Source organism: Nonomuraea aridisoli (assembly GCF_003236395.1).
Classification (GTDB): Bacteria; Actinomycetota; Actinomycetes; order Streptosporangiales; family Streptosporangiaceae; genus Nonomuraea; species Nonomuraea aridisoli.
Window position 1 is genome coordinate 19,026 of the sequence record NZ_POUD01000016.1, and the last position, 17,066, is coordinate 36,091.

Below are 17,066 nucleotides of genomic sequence, written 5' to 3' on the forward strand. Positions count from 1 at the left end.
GTCTTCACCTCCCGTGCCCGGGTCAGCCCCGGAGTGCCCGTGCGTGTTCCTGCAGCGACCGTACGCCGACGTCGCCGCGCACGATCGCCTGGATGCCCGCCGCGGCGGCGGCGAGTCCCGCGACCGTGGTGATGCACGGGATGCCGCGCAGCACGGCGGCCGTGCGGATGTCGTAGCCGTCGAGCCGCGGCCCCGACTCGCCGAAGGGCGTGTTGACGATCAGGTCGACCTCGCCGTCGAGGATGCACTGCACGCTCGTTGGCTCACCTCCGGGCCCCGGTCCCTCGCTGTGCTTTCGCACGATCTTGGCATGGACGCCGTTGCGGCGCAGCACCTCCGCGGTGCCCTCGGTGGCCAGGATCTCGAAGCCCAGGTCGGCCAGCGCCCTCACAGGGAAGATCATCGCACGCTTGTCCCTGTTGGCGACGGATACGAACGCGCGTCCCTTCGTCGGGAGCTCGCCGTAGGCGCCCGCCTGCGACTTGGCGTAGGCGATGCCGAAGAACTCGTCGATGCCCATGACCTCGCCCGTGGAGCGCATCTCGGGCCCGAGCACGATGTCGACGCCGCGGAAGCGGTTGAACGGCAGCACGGCCTCCTTGACCGCGATGGACGCCTCCATCGGCAGCGTGCCGCCGTCGCCGGTGGCGGGCAGCATGCCCTCCGCGCGCAGCGAGGCGATCGAGGCGCCGAGCATCACCCGGGCCGCCGCCTTGGCCAGCGGCGTCGCCGTGGCCTTCGACACGAACGGCACCGTACGGCTGGCGCGCGGGTTGGCCTCCAGCACGTACAGGACGCCGGCGGACATGGCGTACTGGACGTTGAGCAGGCCGCGCACGCCCACCCCCGCGGCGATGGCCTCGGTGGCGGCGCGGATGCGCTTGATGTCGTGGCTGCCGAGCGTGATCGGCGGCAGGGCGCAGGCCGAGTCGCCGGAGTGGATGCCGGCCTCCTCGATGTGCTCCATGACGCCGCCGAGGTAGAGCTCCTCGCCGTCGTAGAGGGCGTCGACGTCGATCTCGATCGCCTCGTCGAGGAACTTGTCGATCAGCACCGGGTGGCCGCCCTCCTGAGCCGACATGTACCGGGTGAGGGTGTCCTCGTCGTAGACGATGGCCATGCCCGCGCCGCCGAGCACGTAGGAGGGGCGCACCAGCACGGGGTAGCCGATCTCCTCGGCGATCTCCACGGCCTCGGCCACGGTCAGCGCGGTGCCATGGCGGGGCGCGGGCAGACCGGCCTCGGCCAGCACCCGCCCGAACGCGCCGCGCTCCTCGGCCAGGTGGATCGACTCGGGCGAGGTGCCGACCACGGGCACGCCCGCGTCCTTCAGCGCCTGCGCCAGGCCCAGCGGCGTCTGCCCGCCGAGCTGCACGATCACGCCCACGACCGGGCCCGTCTGCTGCTCGGCGTGGACGACCTCCAGGACGTCCTCCAGCGTGAGCGGCTCGAAGTAGAGCCGGTCGGAGGTGTCGTAGTCGGTCGAGACGGTCTCGGGGTTGCAGTTGACCATGACGGTCTCGAACCCGGCCCGCGACAGCTCGAACGAGGCGTGCACGCACGCGTAGTCGAACTCGATGCCCTGCCCGATGCGGTTGGGCCCGGACCCGAGGATGATCACCTTCTCGCGCTCGCCGGGCGGCACCTCGGTCTCCACGTCGTAGGTGGAGTAGAGGTACGGCGTCCTGGCGGCGAACTCGGCGGCGCACGTGTCGACGGTGTTGTAGACCGGCCGCAGCCCGAGGGCGTGACGCAGGTCGCGCACCCTCGCCTCGTCGATGCCGCGGATCTCGCCGATCTGCGCGTCGCTGAAGCCGAGGTGCTTGGCGCGTTCGAGCACCTCCGAGGTCAGCTCGGGCGCGGCGGCGACCGTCTCGGCCTCCTCGTGGATGCCGAAGAGCTGGTCGATGAACCACGGGTCGACGCTGGTGGCGTCGTACAGCTCCTCAGGGGTGGCGCCCGCCCTGATGGCCTGCTGCATCGTGCGCAGCCGCCCGTCGTGCGGGACGCGGCAGCGCTCCAGCAGCTCCTCCTTCGGCGCGAGCGGGCCCGCCCAGGTGAAGGACGACTCCTTCTTCTCCAGCGAGCGCAGCGCCTTCTGCAGCGCCTCGGGGAAGGAACGGCCGATGGCCATGGCCTCGCCGACCGACTTCATGTGGGTGGTGAGCGTCTGGTCGGCGCCGCGGAACTTCTCGAACGCGAAGCGCGGCACCTTCACCACGATGTAGTCGAGCGTCGGCTCGAACGAGGCCGGCGTCTCCTTGGTGATGTCGTTGGGGATCTCGTCGAGCGTGTAGCCGACGGCCAGCTTGGCGGCGATCTTCGCGATCGGGAAGCCGGTGGCCTTGGAGGCGAGGGCCGACGAGCGCGACACGCGCGGGTTCATCTCGATGACGATCATGCGGCCGGTGCGCGGGTCGACCGCGAACTGGATGTTGCAGCCGCCGGTGTCGACGCCCACCTCGCGGATGACCGCGATGGCGACGTCGCGCATGTTCTGGTATTCGCGGTCGGTCAGGGTCAGCGCGGGCGCGACGGTGACGCTGTCGCCGGTGTGGACGCCCATCGGGTCGATGTTCTCGATGGAGCAGACGATGACGACGTTGTCCGCCTTGTCACGCATGACCTCGAGCTCGTACTCCTTCCAGCCGAGGATCGACTCCTCCAGGAGCACCTCGGTGGTCGGGGACGCGTCGAGCCCGGCGCCGGCGATGCGCCGCAGGTCGTCCTCGGTGTGGGCGAACCCGGAGCCGACACCGCCCATGGTGAACGACGGCCGCACCACCACGGGGTAGCCGAGCTCCCCGGCGGCGGCCAGGCACTCGTCCATCGTGTGGCAGATGACCGAACGGGCCGACTCGGCGTTGAGGCCGTGCTCGCGGGCGACCTTGGCGACGATCTCCTTGAACCGCTCGCGGTTCTCCCCCGCCTGGATGGCGTCGAAGTCGGCGCCGATCAGCTCGACCTCGTACTTGTCCAGGACGCCCGACTCGTGCAGGGCGACCGCGGTGTTGAGCGCGGTCTGCCCGCCCAGCGTCGGCAGGAGCGCGTCGGGCCGCTCCTTGGCGATGATCTTCTCGACGTACTCGGGGGTGATCGGCTCGACGTACGTGGCGTCGGCGAACTCCGGGTCGGTCATGATCGTCGCCGGGTTGCTGTTGACGAGGATGACGCGGAACCCCTCGGCGCGCAGCACGCGGCACGCCTGGGTGCCGGAGTAGTCGAACTCGCAGGCCTGACCGATCACGATCGGCCCCGAGCCGATGACCAGGACGGACCTGATGTCCTCACGCTTGGGCACGGCTCATGACCTCACAGAACTCGTCGAACAGGTAGGCGGCGTCGTGCGGCCCGGCCGCGGCCTCGGGGTGGTACTGGACGCTGAAGGCGGGCCGCTCCAGCAGGCGCAGGCCCTCGACGCAGCGGTCGTTGAGGTTGACGTGGCTGACCTCGGCCGGCCCGAAGGGCGTCTCGAACGGCCCGTCGAGCGGGGCGTCCACGGCGAACCCGTGGTTGTGGGCGGAGATCTCCACCTTGCCGGTGCGGACGTCCTGGACCGGCTGGTTGACGCCGCGGTGGCCGTAGCGCAGCTTGTACGTCGACAGCCCGAGGGCCCGGCCGAACAGCTGGTTGCCGAAGCAGATGCCGAAGAACGGCACCCCGGCCCCCAGCACCTCGCGCAGCGCCGACACGTCGGCCGTGGCCGGGTCGCCCGGCCCGTTGGAGAAGAACACGCCGTCGGGCTTCACCGCCATGATGTCGGCGAACGTCGCGGTCGCGGGCAGCACGTGCACCTCGCAGCCGCGCTCGGCCATGCGCTGCGGCGTCATGCCCTTGATGCCGAGGTCGACCGCCGCCACGGTGTAGCGCCTGCCGCCGATGGCCGGCACGACGTAGGGCTCGGTCGTGGCCACCTCGGCGGCCAGATCGGCTCCTTCCATGCCCGGTGAGCGGCGTACGCGCTCGACCAGCTCCTCGACCGGCTCGGACGGCGCGGTGAAGATGCCGGCGCGCATGGCGCCGCGCTCGCGCAGGTGGCGGGTCAGGGCGCGGGTGCCGGGGATCGCGATCCCGACGACGCCCTGCTCCTTGAGGTAGTCGTCCAGCGAGCGGGTGGCCCGCCAGTTGGAGACGATGCGGGACGGCTCGCGCACGACGTATCCGGCGACCCAGACGCGCCGGGACTCGGGGTCTTCGTCGTTGACGCCGGTGTTGCCGATGTGGGGCGCCGTCATGGCGACGATCTGACGGTGGTAGGAGGGGTCCGTGAGGGTCTCCTGGTAGCCGGTCATGCCGGTGTTGAAGACCATCTCGCCGAACGTCTCGCCCTCGGCGCCGTACGGGGTGCCGTGGAAGACGCGGCCGTCTTCCAGGACCAGCAGCGCTGTGTTCAAACCAGCTTCCCTTCGAGAACGGTCGGCCTGCCGCGCAGGAACGTGGCCACTACCCGGCCGGGCAGCGTCATGCCCTCGTAGGGGGTGTTCCTGCTCTTGGACGCGAAGGCGGACGGATCCACCTTGGTGCGTACGGACGGGTCGTAAAGCGTGATGTTGGCGGGGGCGCCCACCTGGAGCGGCTGCCCCTGCCCGGTCAGGCGGCCGATGCGGGCCGGCACGACGGACATGCGCTGGGCCACGCCCGCCCAGTCGAGCAGGCCGGTCTCCACCATGGCCTCCTGGACGACGCTGAGCGCGGTCTCCAGGCCCACCATGCCCATCGCCGCGGCCGACCACTCGGTCTCCTTGTCCTCGACCGGGTGGGGGGCGTGGTCGGTGGCCACGACGTCGATCGTGCCGTCGGCCAGCGCCGCGCGCAGCGCCTCGACGTCGGCGCGGGTGCGCAGCGGCGGGTTGACCTTGTAGATCGGGTTGTAGGCGCCCACCGGCGACTCCTCGACCAGGTCGTCGGTGAGGAGCAGGTGGTGGGGGGTGACCTCGGCGGTGATGTTCCAGCCCTTGGACTTGGCCCAGCGCAGGATCTCGACCGAGCCCGCCGTGGAGACGTGGCAGACGTGCAGCCGGGAGCCGACGTGGGCGGCCAGCAGGCAGTCGCGGGCGATGACCGCCTCCTCGGCCACGGCCGGCCAGCCGGTGAGGCCGAGCCTGCCGGAGACGACGCCTTCGTTCATCTGGGCGCCGGAGGTCAGCCGCGGCTCCTGGGCGTGCTGGGCGACGACGCCGTCGAACGCCTTGACGTACTCCAGGGCGCGGCGCATCAGCACCGCGTCGTCGACGCACTTGCCGTCGTCGGAGAAGACGCGCACGCGGGCGGCGGAGTCGGCCATGGCGCCGAGCTCGGCGAGCTGCCTGCCCTCCAGGCCGACGGTGACGGCGCCGACCGGGTGGACGTCGCAGTGGCCGAACTCCCGGCCGAGCCGCCACACCTGCTCGACCACGCCGGCGGTGTCGGCGACGGGCGAGGTGTTGGCCATGGCGTGCACGGCGGTGTAGCCGCCGCGGGCGGCGGACTGGGTGCCGGTCTGCACGGTCTCGGCGTCCTCGCGGCCGGGCTCGCGCAGGTGGGTGTGGAGGTCGACGAGCCCGGGCAGCGCGATCGCGCCCCCGCCGTCGACGCTCTCCGGCCCCTCGAGCCCCGGCCCGATCTCGGCGATCACGCCGTCCGCGATCCGGAGATCCACCGGCTCGCCGCCCAGGATCCTGACATTTCTAATGATCATGCGATCTCTCCCCCGAGCAGCAGGTACAGGACGGCCATACGGATGGTCACCCCGTTGGCGACCTGCTCGACGATCGTGGAGCGCGCCGAGTCGGCCACCTCGGCGGCGATCTCCATGCCCCGGTTCATCGGCCCCGGGTGCATGACGATCGCGTCGTCGGGCATCTTCGCGAACCGGTCGCGGTCGAGGCCGTAGCGGCGGGAGTATTCGCGCTCGCTCGGGAAGTACGCGGCGTTCATCCGCTCCTTCTGCACCCGCAGCATCATCACCGCGTCGGACTTGGGCAGCACCGCGTCGAGGTCGTACGACACCTCGCACGGCCAGCTGCCGACCGAGACGGGCAGCAGCGTGGGCGGGGCCACCAGCGTCACCTCGGCGCCGAGCGTGTGCAGCAGCAGCACGTTGGAGCGGGCGACCCGGCTGTGCAGCACGTCGCCGACGATCGTGACCTTGCGCCCCTCCAGGCCGCCCAGCCGGCGGCGCATGGAGAAGGCGTCGAGCAGCGCCTGCGTGGGGTGCTCGTGGGTGCCGTCGCCGGCGTTGACCACGCTGCCGTGCACCCAGGTGGCCAGGCGGTAGGGGGCGCCGGAGGCGGAGTGGCGGATGACGACCGCGTCGGCGCCCATGGCCTCCAGGGTGAGCGCGGTGTCCTTGAGCGACTCGCCCTTGGACACGCTCGACCCCTTGGCCGAGAAGTTGATCACGTCGGCGGACAGCCGCTTGGCCGCCGCCTCGAACGAGATGCGCGTGCGGGTGGAGTCCTCGAAGAACAGGTTGACCACCGTGCGCCCGCGCAGCGTGGGCAGCTTCTTGATGGAACGTTCCGAGACTCGCGCCAGCTCCTCGGCGGTGTCGAGGATGAGCAGGGCGTCGTCCTTGGCCAGGTCTCCCGCGGAGATCAGGTGCCGGTTCACCGGGCGCCCTCCTTCATGAGCAGGACGGCGTCGCGGCCGTCGATCTCCTCCAGGTAGACCTTGACCTTCTCGCTCTTGGCCGTCGGGAGGTTCTTGCCGACGTAGTCGGCGCGGATGGGCAGCTCGCGGTGGCCTCGGTCGACCAGCGTGGCGAGCTGCACGGCGGCGGGACGCCCGAGGTCGTTGAGCGCGTCGAGCGCGGCGCGCACGGTGCGGCCGGAGTAGAGCACGTCGTCGACGAGGACCACGACCCTGCCGTCGATGCCGTCGGGCGGCAGCTCGGTGCGGCCGAGCGGCCGGGCGGGCCCGCGCCGCAGGTCGTCGCGGTACATCGTGATGTCGATGGAGCCGACGGGGGTCTTGACGCCTTCGAAGCGTTCGATGCGGTCGCCGAGCCGGCGCGCCAGGGTGGCGCCGCGCGTCGGGATGCCGAGGAGGACGACGTCGCCCGCGCCCTTCGTGCGCTCGAGGATCTCGTGCGCGATGCGGGTCAACGCCCTGTGGATGTCCGGGGCCTCGAGAACGGCCCGCGAATCGGACATGACGAAATCTCACCACCTTTCCCGCCTCACGGGACGGGTCTTAAAGGATTGGTCGCGAAACACAGTACCAGGGGCTACCAGCCACAACGCGCGCACCCTCCGCGGCGCGGATTCCAGCTCAAGCCCGAGAACCGGTAATTTCCCGTCCCCCTCTGCGCCCGCGCGGTGTCGGCGCGCCCGCGGCGGGGCAGATCACAGGACGTCCTGGGCGGCGCTTCCCCGGGACGCGTACGAGGGACGGGCCCTGCGGGCGTGAGGCCGCGTCCCCGAGGGGGATACAGCAGAGATGGCATTTCATGTCGATTCCGAGGTGGGGCGGCTGCGGCAGGTCCTGCTGCACACCCCCGACCTGGCGCTCAAGCGGCTGACCCCGACCACCAAGGACGCCTTCCTCTTCGACGACGTGCTGTGGGTGCAGCGCGCGATCGAGGAGCACGAGGAGTTCGCGAAGGTCCTCACCGACCACGGCGTGCGCGTGCACCTGCTGGCCGACCTGCTCAGGGAGACCGTCGAGATCCCCGAGGCGCGCAAGCACATCCTCGACTCGGTCGTGGACGAGCGCTGGCTCGGCCCGGTGGCCATCGACGACATCCGCAACACCCTCGACGGGATGGACGCGGCGACGCTGCAGCTCTACCTGACCGGCGGCATCACCAAGCGGGAGATCGTCGAGATGGGCTGCGAGCCCAAGGCGGTGACCTTCCACGCGCTGGCCGACGACGACTTCATCCTGCCGCCGCTGCCCAACCACCTGTTCACCCGTGACACGTCCTGCTGGATCTACGACGGCGTGTCGATCAACGCGATGCGCAAGAAGGCCCGCATGCGCGAGACGGTCAACATGGAGGCCGTCTACATGTACCACCCGTTGTTCGCCGGCGGCTTCAACCGGCCCGGCGAGGGCGGCTACCACTGCTGGCTGCCCGGCCGGTCGATGGCGCCCGCCACGCTGGAGGGCGGCGACGTGCTGGTCATCGGCCGCGGCGCGGTGCTCGTCGGCATGAGCGAGCGCACCCAGCCGCAGGCGGTCGAGATGCTCGCCCAGCGGTTGTTCAGGGCCGGCTCGGCGCAGCGCATCGTGGCGCTCGACATGCCGAAGGCGCGGGCGTTCATGCACCTCGACACCGTGATGACCATGCTCGACGTGGGCGTGTTCACCAAGTACGCGGGCCTCGGCATGCTGCCGTCGTACACCATCGAGCCGGGCGACACCCCCAAGGAGCTCAAGGTCACCGACCACCCGCCGCAGGACATGCACAAGGCCATCGCGCACGCCCTCGACCTGCCGGACATCACCGTCCTGACTCCCACCCAGGACGTCTACGCCGCCGAACGCGAGCAGTGGGACGACGGCTGCAACGGCCTGGCGCTGGCGCCCGGCCTGGTCATCGCCTACGAGCGCAACACCACGACCAACAACCACCTGCGCGACAACGGCATAGAAGTGATCACGATCAGGGGCAGCGAGCTCGGCCGGGGGCGCGGGGGGCCGCGGTGCATGAGCTGCCCGCTCGAACGTGACGGCGTCTAGGGGGACCTGATCCGCATGACAGTCGACCTGCGTAACCGCTGCTTTCTCAAGGAGCTCGACTTCACGCCCGCCGAGCTCGGCCACCTGCTGCGCCTGTCGGCCGAGCTGAAGGCCGGCCGGCGGGCCGGCGACGAGCGGCAGCGGCTGCGGGGCCGGCACATCGCGCTGGTCTTCGAGAAGGCTTCCACCGGCACCCGCTGCGCCTTCGAGGTGGCCGCCCGCGAGGAGGGCGCGTACGTGACCTCCATCGACGCGGCGGGATCGGAGCTCGGCCACAAGGAGCCGGTCGGCGACACCGCGCGGGTGCTGGGCCGGATGTTCGACGGCATCCAGTACCGGGGCGGCGCGCAGGCGCGGGTCGAGGAGCTCGCGGCGCTGGCCGGCGTGCCGGTGTGGAACGGCCTGACCGACGAGTGGCACCCCACGCAGACGCTGGCCGACCTGCTCACCATGCGCGAGCACTCCGGCCGGCCGCTGCACGACCTGTCGCTCGCCTACCTGGGCGACACGCGCAACAACGTGGGCCGGTCGCTGCTGGTCGCGGGGGCGATGTTCGGCATGGACGTGCGGATGGTCGGCCCGCGGGCGCTGTGGCCCGACCCCGCCCTGGTCGTCGAGCCCGCCCAGCGGGTCGCCGCGGAGACCGGCGCCCGCATCACCCTGACCGACGACGTCACCGAGGGCGTCAAGGGGGCCGACTTCCTCTACACCGACGTGTGGGTGTCGATGGGCGAGCCGCCCGAGGTGTGGGACGAACGCATCAAGCTGCTGCTGCCGTACCAGGTCAACGAGCTGGTGGTGGAGTCCACCGGCAACCCGGGCGTGCGGTTCATGCACTGCCTGCCCGCCCTGCACAACCCTCGCACGCGGGTCGGGCGCGAGGTCTACGACCGGACGGGGCTCGACGCGCTGGAGGTGACCGAGGGCGTCTTCGAGTCGCCGCGCTCGATCGTCTTCGACCAGGCCGAGAACCGGCTCCACACGATCAAGGCGATCATGGTCGCCACGCTGGGAGGCTGAATGCGGGTCATCGTGGCACTGGGCGGCAACGCGGTCCTGCGGCGCGGCGAACGCCCCGACGCCGACGTGCAGGCCGCCAACGTCCGCACGGCCGTCAAGTCGCTGGCCAGGCTCGCCGCCGAGCACGAGCTGGTCATCACCCACGGCAACGGCCCCCAGGTGGGCATGCTGGCCCTGGAGAGCGCCGCCGACCCGGCGCTGAGCCGGCCGTACCCGTTCGACGTGCTGGGCGCGCAGACGCAGGGCATGATCGGCTACTGGATGCAGCAGGCGCTGCAGAACGCGCTGCCCGGCCGCCAGGTCCTCGCCATGGTCACGCAGACGCTCGTGACGGCGGTCGACCCGGCCTTCGCGAACCCGACCAAGTTCGTCGGCCCGGTCTACGAGCAGGAGGAGGCCGAGAAGCTGGCCGCCGAGCGCGGCTGGACCGTGCGGCCCGACGGCGGCCAATGGCGGCGCGTGATGCCCTCCCCCACCCCGCAGCGCATCGTGGAGACCCGGCTGATCCGCCGGATGCTCGGCCTGGGCGTGATCGTGGTGTGCGCGGGCGGCGGCGGCATCCCGGTCGTGCGCGACGAGAGCGGGCGGTTGTCCGGCGTGGAGGCCGTCGTGGACAAGGACCTCACCGCGGCGATGCTGGCCGAGAGCCTGGAGTGCGACGCGTTCCTCAGCCTGACCGACGTGCCGCGCGTGATGCGCGGCTTCGGCACGCCGCAGCAGACGGAGATCGGCCACACCACGCCGCACGAGCTGCGCGCGCTCGACTTCCCCGACGGCTCGATGGGGCCGAAGGTGGAGGCGGCCTGCCGGTTCGTGGAGACCACCGGCGACATGGCCGCCATCGGGCGGCTGGACGAGGCCGAGAACATCCTCGCCGGCACCGCCGGGACGATCATCACGCCCAACGGCAGGTGGCCCCTGACGAGCACGCTGTAGGGGGTGCGGATTGACGCCGGTCGAGCGGCTGCTGCGGACCAAGCCGACCGAGCGCATCGTGGCCGAGGGCGGTCATGGCGAGGGCGGCGATCTGCGCCGCACGATGTCCCTGTGGCAGCTGACGCTGTTCAGCGTCGGCGCGACGCTCGGCACGGGCATCTTCGTCATCCTCGGGCAGGCGGTGCCGAAGGCCGGGCCGGCGGTGGTGCTGGCGTTCGTGCTGGCGGCGTTCACCGCGCTGCTGTCGGCGCTGTCGTACGCCGAGCTGGCCGGGACGATCCCGGTGTCCGGCTCGTCCTACTCCTACGCGTACGCGACGCTGGGCGAGCTCGTCGCCTGGGTCTGCGGCTGGTGCCTGATGCTGGAGTACGCCGTCTCCGTCGCGGCCGTGGCCGTGGGCTGGGGCGAGTACCTCAACGCGTTCCTGAGCTCGCTGGCCGGCGTCGTGCTGCCCGACGCGATCACCCGCTCCCCCGGCCAGGACGGCGGCGTGGTCAACGTCACCGCCATCGTCATCGTGCTGCTGGCCACCTGGCTGCTGCTGCGCGGGGCCTCCGAGAGCGCCACGGCGAACGCGTTCTTCGTGCTGATCAAGATCGCGGTGCTGCTGTTCTTCTGCGTGGTGGCGTTCACGGCGTTCCGGTCGGGCAACCTCGCGCCGTTCGCCCCGATGGGGGTGGCCGGCATCACGGCGGCGGCCTCGCAGGTCTTCTTCTCCTACATCGGCTTCGACGCCGCCTCGACGGCCGGCGAGGAGGCCAGGAACCCCAAGCGGGACCTGCCGCTCGCCATCGTCCTGTCGCTGGCCATCGTGACGGCCGTGTACGTGCTGGTGGCACTGGCCGCCGTCGGGGCGATGCCGTGGACGGACTTCGACCCGGAGGGCACCGAGGCGAGCCTGTCGTACGTCGCCGACCTGGCCATGGGCGCCACCTGGCCGGGGCTGATCGTGTCGTTCGGCGCGGTCGTCGCCATCGCCAGCGTCGTGCTCACCGTCATCTACGGCCAGACCCGCATCCTGTTCGCGATGTCCCGCGACGGGCTCATCCCCCGCGTCTTCCAGCGGGTCAGCCCCCGCCGCCAGGTGCCGGTCGCCAACACGCTCATCGTGGCGGCGTTCATCTCCGTGCTGGCCGGGCTGGTGCCGCTCGGGCAGCTCGCCGAGGCGACCAGCATCGGCACCCTGTTCGCCTTCGCCATCGTCAACGTCGGCGTGCTGGTGCTGCGTTACCGCAGCCCCGAGCTGCCGCGCAGCTTCCGCACGCCGTTCTTCCCGGCCACGCCGGTGCTGGGCGCGATCATGTGCGTCGTGGTGATGGCGGGGCTGGCCGGGGTGACCTGGCTGGCGTTCGCGCTGTGGATGCTCGTCGGCCTGGTCTGCTACTTCCTGTACGGCTATGGCCATTCGCGGCTGAATGCCGAGGTGCGCTGAATGAAGCTCGACACCGTGCTGGCCGGATACGTCGCCGGGCCGCGGGGGCGCGACGGCCTGTGCCTGGCGCTGCTGCTCAGGCGACGCGTGGGCGCCCGCCTGACGGTCGCGACCGTGCAGCCGCCCGCCTGGTCGGCGCCCGGGCCGTCCAAGGCCGAGGAGAGCGCCTGGCGGGCGTACCTGCGCGAGCAGGCCGCGGCGATGCTCGACCAGGCCCGCGAGCTGGCCGGTGAGGACGCCGAGTACGTCACCCACCCCTACCGGGGCAGCGGCAGAGGGCTCGTGGAGCTGGCGCGCAGGCACGGCGCCGACGTGGTGGTGATCGGCTCGGCGCCGGGCGGGGCCAGGGGGCGCATCGCGCTGGGCAGCACCGCCGACCAGCTGCTGCATGCCTCCTGCGTTCCGGTCCTGCTCGCGCCGCGCGGCTTCGGCGACGACCCGCCGGCCGCGTTCGAGCGCCTGACCGTGGCCTACCGCCGGGGGCCCGGCTGCGACGCGGCGGTCAAGGACGCGGCCCGCACGGCCGCCGCGCTCGACGTGCCGCTGCGGCTGGTCACGCTGGTGGTCAGCCCCGGCCGCCGCAGGAGGATCGAGGAGGACATGCTCGTACGCCTGCGCCACCAGGCCGCCGCGGACCTGCGCGCCGCGGCACGCGGACGCGCCTCGATCGACGTCGAGGTGCTCGAAGGGCGCAACGTGGCCCAGGCGCTCGGCACGACCACCTGGCTGCGCGGCGAGATGATCATATGCGCTTCCAGTGACACGGGGCCACTCAGGCGGGTGTTCCTCGGAGACACCTCGATCAAGATCATCAAGGCGGCCACGTGCCCGGTCATGATCTTGACACGACAGCCCTGACATGGGCGGATTCCCCCGTCAAACCATGCCGAAGCACTGTTACGTCTGGGACATGCGGGGCGTTTGCGGCGTTCCCTACCGGACCGGATTCGGCATCTTTTTTCCAATCAGCTTGACCTTGGGCGTCCGCGCCTTTACCGTCACTGTCCGTAACCACTCCCAGCGGCGTTCTGGGGTAAACCCAGGGCCATGGCTACCGATGGTGCCGAACCCGGCACCAGACCCCCCGGTGGCGCGGGCATTCGCCGCAAGGGAGCACAATCTACTGAGAGCGATACATACGAGAGCCGGGGGGCCACACGATGCCGTCTGAGTACGCAAAGTCGCTGGGTGCAAGACTCCGCGCCATCCGCACCCAGCAGGGCCTGTCCCTGCATGGAGTCGAAGAGAAGTCGCGTGGCAGGTGGAAGGCCGTGGTCGTGGGCTCCTACGAGCGCGGCGACCGGGCCGTGACCGTGCAGAAGCTTGCCGAACTTGCCGACTTCTACGGGGTGCCCGTTTCCGAGCTGCTGCCGGGCGGAGCCGCCCCCAGCCCGCTCGGGCCGACGCCCAAGCTTGTGATCGACCTGGAGCGCCTGGCCACGCTGCCGAAGGAGAAGGCCGGCGCGCTTGCCCGCTACGCCGCCACGATCCAGAGCCAGCGGGGTGACTACAACGGCAAGGTGCTGTCGATCCGCCAGGAGGACCTGCGCTCCCTGGCGGTGATCTACGACAAGTCGCCCAGCGAGCTGACGGAGGAGCTGATCAGCTGGGGCGTCCTCGACGCCGAGGCCCGGCGCGCGGTCGACTCCTTCTGACCCCGCCGACCTGAGCCGTCTGCTTCCCCGGTCACCGGCCGTTCAGGAGCTCACCGTACGGCACCGCAAGGCCCCTCACCCGAGCCCCTGTCCCCGGCCGGCCCGGAGCCAGCCACGCACCCGGAACTCCGAAACCGCCGCGCCAGGCAAGACCGGCCCCGGGCAAGGCCGCTCCGGGGACACGTCGACCTCGCCCATGACCGGGGTCTCACCGGCGCCGATCGTCTCCCGACGTCTGGTCACCCCATTCGAACCGTGGGCCCGCCTAACTCCGGCGGGCCCACGCCCATATGCCCTCCTCACCACAGCGCCCCTTCACCGCCGCCGTGGACTGACGTCCCTTTTTGCGGGAGAAGAACGCACCCAGGGAAGAGAACGCCGATGCCCTGGCACCTACTCAAACCACCCATCGCGAAAGGCCGCGGCCGGCCCGGGTGGCTACGTCGGTCTCACCTGACACACGGATGTCGCTCTCGTTCGACACCAGCATCGATGGGGCGTGCCGGGTGTCGATGTGCGTCGACACCGGGGGCAACGCGGCAGTACCAGCCCTGGCTTATATAAGTCCAACCTGGTATGTTGCTGGTTCGTGCACGCGTTCGACATTCTCGGCGACCCGGTGCGCCGGCGCATTCTGGAGCTGCTCGCCGAGGGTGAGCAGACCTCTGGGGCGATCACGGACGTGATCCGGGCTGAGTTCGCTCTGTCCCAGCCGGCTGTTTCCCAGCATCTTCGCGTTCTGCGTGAGAACGGGTTCGCGTCGGTCCGGGCCGAGGGGGCTCGCCGGTTCTATGCCGTCGACCCGACGTCGCTAAGCGAGGTTGACGTGTGGTTGGACCGGTTTCGCGGGTTCTGGGATCAGCGGCTCGATGCCCTGGGCACTGAGTTGGCCCGAGGCAGGCGTGCATCCCGGTCCCGTGCTGGCCAGCAGCCCCGACACGGCACCGACGTCGGCAAGGCCGATCCGCCAGTGAAAGGAACATGACGTGAAGGACGTGCTGGACGAACTGGCCGCTGCGCGCCGGACGATGGGAACGGCGACCCTGCCCGCCGGCGACGCGTACACGATGGAGTTGCGGCGTCGCTACGACGCACCGGTCGACGACGTGTGGAACGCCATCACCGACCCTGAGCGGCTGGGCCGTTGGTTGAAGTCGGTCACCGGAGACCTGCGGCTCGGCGGGTCGTTCGAGTTGGACGGCGGTGAGCACGGGGAGATCCTCCGGTGCGAGCCGCCGCGTCTGCTGCGGGTGTCCTGGCTCTTCGGGCCGGACGCCGACGAGTGGCCGGGCACGAGCGAGGTCGAGGTGCGCCTGTCCCCAGGCCCTGCCGGGGACACCGAGCTTGAACTGGTCCATGCAGCGGCCGTCGGGGAGCCCATGTTCCCGACCTACGGCCCCGGTGCCGGCGGTGTGGGCTGGGACCTGCATCTCCTCACCCTGGCCCGGTTCCTGGCAGACGGCGAGACCCTCGATCACGAGGAGTTCCAGACCTCGCCCACGGGGCGCGAGGTCGTGCGGCGCAGCGCTGCGGCATGGGGCGAAGCTCACCTGGCCGCCGGTGGCGATCCGGATCACGTGGCGGCCGCCGTCAAGGCCACCACCGTGTTCTACGCCCCCGGAGGGAACGCTTGATGAAGTACACCACCTCGATCGAGATCGCCCTGCCGCGGGAGAAGGTGCTCCAGATGCTCGCGGACCCGGCGCACATGCCGAAGTGGCTGCGGGGCCTGGTACTGCACGAGCCGGTGGACGGAGCGCACGGCCGGCTCGGCACCACCTCGCGAGTCGTGTTTCACATGGGGAAGCAGAGAATGGAGGCCACCGAGACCATCACGCGCCTGGAACCTGAAGACCTGCACGCCATCCCCAGTTCTGTCGTCGTGCACTACGACCGCGAGATCGCCGGCGAGGGCATGTGGCAGGCCCAGCGCGACCGGCTGATCGCAGCCGGTCCGGACACCACGCTGTGGGAGAGCGAGAGCGAATTCCGGTTCGACGGATTGCTGATGCGGCTGGTGGGGCTTGTGATGCCTGGCTCTTTCCGCAAGCAGTCGCAGCAGCACATGGAGGACTTCAAGGCGTTCGCCGAGCACGGGACGGACGTCCGCCAAGGGACGAACTGATCTGCCACTGAGTCGGGTCTGAGCATCATGGCTCGCGCACCCACCTCACGCGTCGACCTATACGCCGCGATCCGACGCGACGCCAAGGCGGGGTTGTCCAAGCGCGCTCCGCAGCGCAAGCACGGTGTCGGGTACCGCACCGTCGCTGCCGCGTTGGAGTCGGCGTGGCCCAAACAGCCGAAGCCACCACCGAAGAGAGGGGCCCGGCTTGACCGTTACCGGGATGTCATCGACGGCTGGCTGCGAGACGACCTCGACGCACCGAGGAAGCAGCGGCACACCGCGAAGAGAATCTTCGATCGGCTGCTGGACGAGCACGACGCTGCCGGGGTCGTGTCGTACGGGATGGTGCGCGACTACGTCGCCACCCGACGGCGTGAGATCTGCATCGAAGCCGGTCGGGAGCCGGCGAACACGTTCATCCCGCAGACCCATCTGCCTGGGCGTGAGGCGGAGGTCGACTTCGGCGAGGTCGTCGTCCGACTTCGCGGCGAGCTGGTGACCTGCGCCCTGTTCAGCCTGCGCCTGTCGTACTCCGGCGAGTCCGTCCACCGGATCAGCGCCTCAGCGGTCGAACGAGACCGACAAACGGTGTCAGACGACTGACATAGCCAGCCCGGGTCCTGGCGGTGGCGGACACCGTGCGCTCCTCACCATCGACGCAAGACGGCGAGTAACTTCCGACGCGGCGAATCAGGCCGACCACCCCACGCTGAGCCAGTCTCCCCATGGAGTAGAGGAACCCCTCCGGCAACCCCCGCCTAAGGGATTGTCCTCCTCCTGAACCGCCGCGCCCGCAAGGGCGCCACCTGGCTCCCCAAGGACCTCGACGCAAAGCGGCGAGCAGCGGCACAGGCGGGGAAACAGCCCGGATGCGCCGCAGTGAGCCGACCACCCATTTGACTGCCGTGGCAACCCGTTCAGGCGCGCGAGAGCATCGTGCACAGGGGGCACTGAGAGTCGGAGGGCAGTGAGAGTCGGGGGGCGTCGCAGCCAGCATCGCCCGCCACAATCAGGTCGGTCTCAAGGATGCGCGGACCTCAGCGCTTTCTGCGGGTAGTGGACGGGGGACGCCACCCATCGTCCTGGCCCTGCTGCCCCTGGCCCCGGTCGCGCCCACCTCGATCGCCGCAAGGGTGTCGGGAGTCTGGGGTGACCGTCTTAGAGGCGTTCCGGTTCTGGGGCACTCGTCCAAGTGGGGTTTGGAGGCGTTCAGCGAGTCGTTGGATTCGTC

Annotated in this window: 15 protein-coding genes; 10 read left to right on the plus strand and 5 right to left on the minus strand. The window is 70.6% G+C overall.

Annotated features, from left to right (window positions below; all coding sequences use genetic code 11):
• Positions 1-22: 22 nt before the first annotated feature.
• Genes carB through pyrR form a run of 5 tightly spaced genes read right to left on the minus strand, consistent with a single transcriptional unit; the run spans position 23 to position 7,133 of the window.
• Positions 23-3,301, minus strand: a complete 3,279-nt coding sequence (gene carB, locus C1J01_RS06395; protein ID WP_111177023.1) for a carbamoyl-phosphate synthase large subunit — start codon at positions 3,299-3,301, stop codon at positions 23-25.
• On the minus strand, positions 3,288-4,394 hold the full coding sequence (gene carA / locus C1J01_RS06400; protein WP_111177025.1) for a glutamine-hydrolyzing carbamoyl-phosphate synthase small subunit: 1,107 nt from the start codon (positions 4,392-4,394) through the stop codon (positions 3,288-3,290). Before carA ends, carB begins: the two co-directional genes overlap by 14 nt.
• On the minus strand, positions 4,391-5,677 hold the full coding sequence (locus C1J01_RS06405) for a dihydroorotase (RefSeq protein WP_111177027.1): 1,287 nt from the start codon (positions 5,675-5,677) through the stop codon (positions 4,391-4,393). Before C1J01_RS06405 ends, carA begins: the two co-directional genes overlap by 4 nt.
• A complete protein-coding gene (locus tag C1J01_RS06410) occupies positions 5,674-6,591 on the minus strand; it encodes an aspartate carbamoyltransferase catalytic subunit (protein ID WP_111177029.1) in 918 nt (305 codons plus the stop codon). Before C1J01_RS06410 ends, C1J01_RS06405 begins: the two co-directional genes overlap by 4 nt.
• The gene (pyrR, locus tag C1J01_RS06415) at positions 6,588-7,133 is read right to left on the minus strand and encodes a bifunctional pyr operon transcriptional regulator/uracil phosphoribosyltransferase PyrR (RefSeq protein WP_111177031.1); all 546 of its coding nucleotides are present in this window, start codon (positions 7,131-7,133) and stop codon (positions 6,588-6,590) included. Before pyrR ends, C1J01_RS06410 begins: the two co-directional genes overlap by 4 nt.
• 286 nt (positions 7,134-7,419) lie before the next feature.
• On the opposite strand from pyrR, the gene C1J01_RS06420 reads away from it, so the two are divergent.
• From C1J01_RS06420 to C1J01_RS54070, 10 genes are all read left to right on the plus strand, one after another.
• A complete protein-coding gene (locus C1J01_RS06420) occupies positions 7,420-8,664 on the plus strand; it encodes an arginine deiminase (RefSeq protein WP_111177033.1) in 1,245 nt (414 codons plus the stop codon).
• Between the two features lie 15 nt (positions 8,665-8,679).
• Complete coding sequence (gene argF / locus C1J01_RS06425) at positions 8,680-9,684, plus strand: ornithine carbamoyltransferase (RefSeq protein ID WP_111177035.1); 1,005 nt, start codon at positions 8,680-8,682, stop codon at positions 9,682-9,684.
• The gene (arcC, locus tag C1J01_RS06430) at positions 9,685-10,620 is read left to right on the plus strand and encodes a carbamate kinase (RefSeq protein WP_111177037.1); all 936 of its coding nucleotides are present in this window, start codon (positions 9,685-9,687) and stop codon (positions 10,618-10,620) included. It begins immediately after the preceding gene.
• A gap of 10 nt (positions 10,621-10,630) precedes the next feature.
• Positions 10,631-12,052, plus strand: coding sequence for an amino acid permease (locus tag C1J01_RS06435; RefSeq protein ID WP_111177039.1), 1,422 nt, complete (start codon positions 10,631-10,633; stop codon positions 12,050-12,052).
• Positions 12,053-12,910: a universal stress protein gene (locus tag C1J01_RS06440; RefSeq protein WP_111177041.1), complete on the plus strand. Its 858-nt coding sequence runs from the start codon at positions 12,053-12,055 to the stop codon at positions 12,908-12,910. It begins immediately after the preceding gene.
• Positions 12,911-13,212: 302 nt separating this feature from the next.
• A complete protein-coding gene (bldD, locus tag C1J01_RS06445; protein WP_111177043.1) occupies positions 13,213-13,707 on the plus strand; it encodes a transcriptional regulator BldD in 495 nt (164 codons plus the stop codon).
• A gap of 589 nt (positions 13,708-14,296) precedes the next feature.
• Entirely contained in the window at positions 14,297-14,692 is a 396-nt protein-coding gene (locus tag C1J01_RS06450; protein ID WP_111177045.1) for an ArsR/SmtB family transcription factor, read from the plus strand.
• A gap of 1 nt (position 14,693) precedes the next feature.
• A complete protein-coding gene (locus tag C1J01_RS06455) occupies positions 14,694-15,341 on the plus strand; it encodes an SRPBCC family protein (RefSeq protein WP_235854291.1) in 648 nt (215 codons plus the stop codon).
• Positions 15,341-15,832, plus strand: a complete 492-nt coding sequence (locus tag C1J01_RS06460; protein ID WP_111177047.1) for an SRPBCC family protein — start codon at positions 15,341-15,343, stop codon at positions 15,830-15,832. The genes C1J01_RS06455 and C1J01_RS06460 overlap by 1 nt, the downstream gene beginning before the upstream one ends.
• Before the next feature lie 27 nt (positions 15,833-15,859).
• Positions 15,860-16,438 carry a hypothetical protein gene (locus C1J01_RS54070; RefSeq protein WP_220039765.1) on the plus strand — a complete coding sequence of 193 codons (579 nt, stop codon included), beginning with the start codon at positions 15,860-15,862 and terminating at the stop codon, positions 16,436-16,438.
• The last annotated feature ends 628 nt before the right edge of the window (positions 16,439-17,066 follow it).

Bases quoted from the DNA above. Each gene is read 5' to 3' on its own strand.
- C1J01_RS06405 (WP_111177027.1), bottom strand. From the start codon at position 5,677: ATGATCATTAGAAATGTCAGGATCCTGGGCGGCGAGCCGGTGGATCTC.
- pyrR (WP_111177031.1), bottom strand. From the start codon at position 7,133: ATGTCCGATTCGCGGGCCGTTCTCGAGGCCCCGGACATCCACAGGGCG.
- C1J01_RS06420 (WP_111177033.1), top strand. From the start codon at position 7,420: ATGGCATTTCATGTCGATTCCGAGGTGGGGCGGCTGCGGCAGGTCCTG.
- argF (WP_111177035.1), top strand. From the start codon at position 8,680: ATGACAGTCGACCTGCGTAACCGCTGCTTTCTCAAGGAGCTCGACTTC.
- arcC (WP_111177037.1), top strand. From the start codon at position 9,685: ATGCGGGTCATCGTGGCACTGGGCGGCAACGCGGTCCTGCGGCGCGGC.
- C1J01_RS06440 (WP_111177041.1), top strand. From the start codon at position 12,053: ATGAAGCTCGACACCGTGCTGGCCGGATACGTCGCCGGGCCGCGGGGG.
- bldD (WP_111177043.1), top strand. From the start codon at position 13,213: ATGCCGTCTGAGTACGCAAAGTCGCTGGGTGCAAGACTCCGCGCCATC.
- C1J01_RS06460 (WP_111177047.1), top strand. From the start codon at position 15,341: ATGAAGTACACCACCTCGATCGAGATCGCCCTGCCGCGGGAGAAGGTG.
- C1J01_RS54070 (WP_220039765.1), top strand. From the start codon at position 15,860: ATGGCTCGCGCACCCACCTCACGCGTCGACCTATACGCCGCGATCCGA.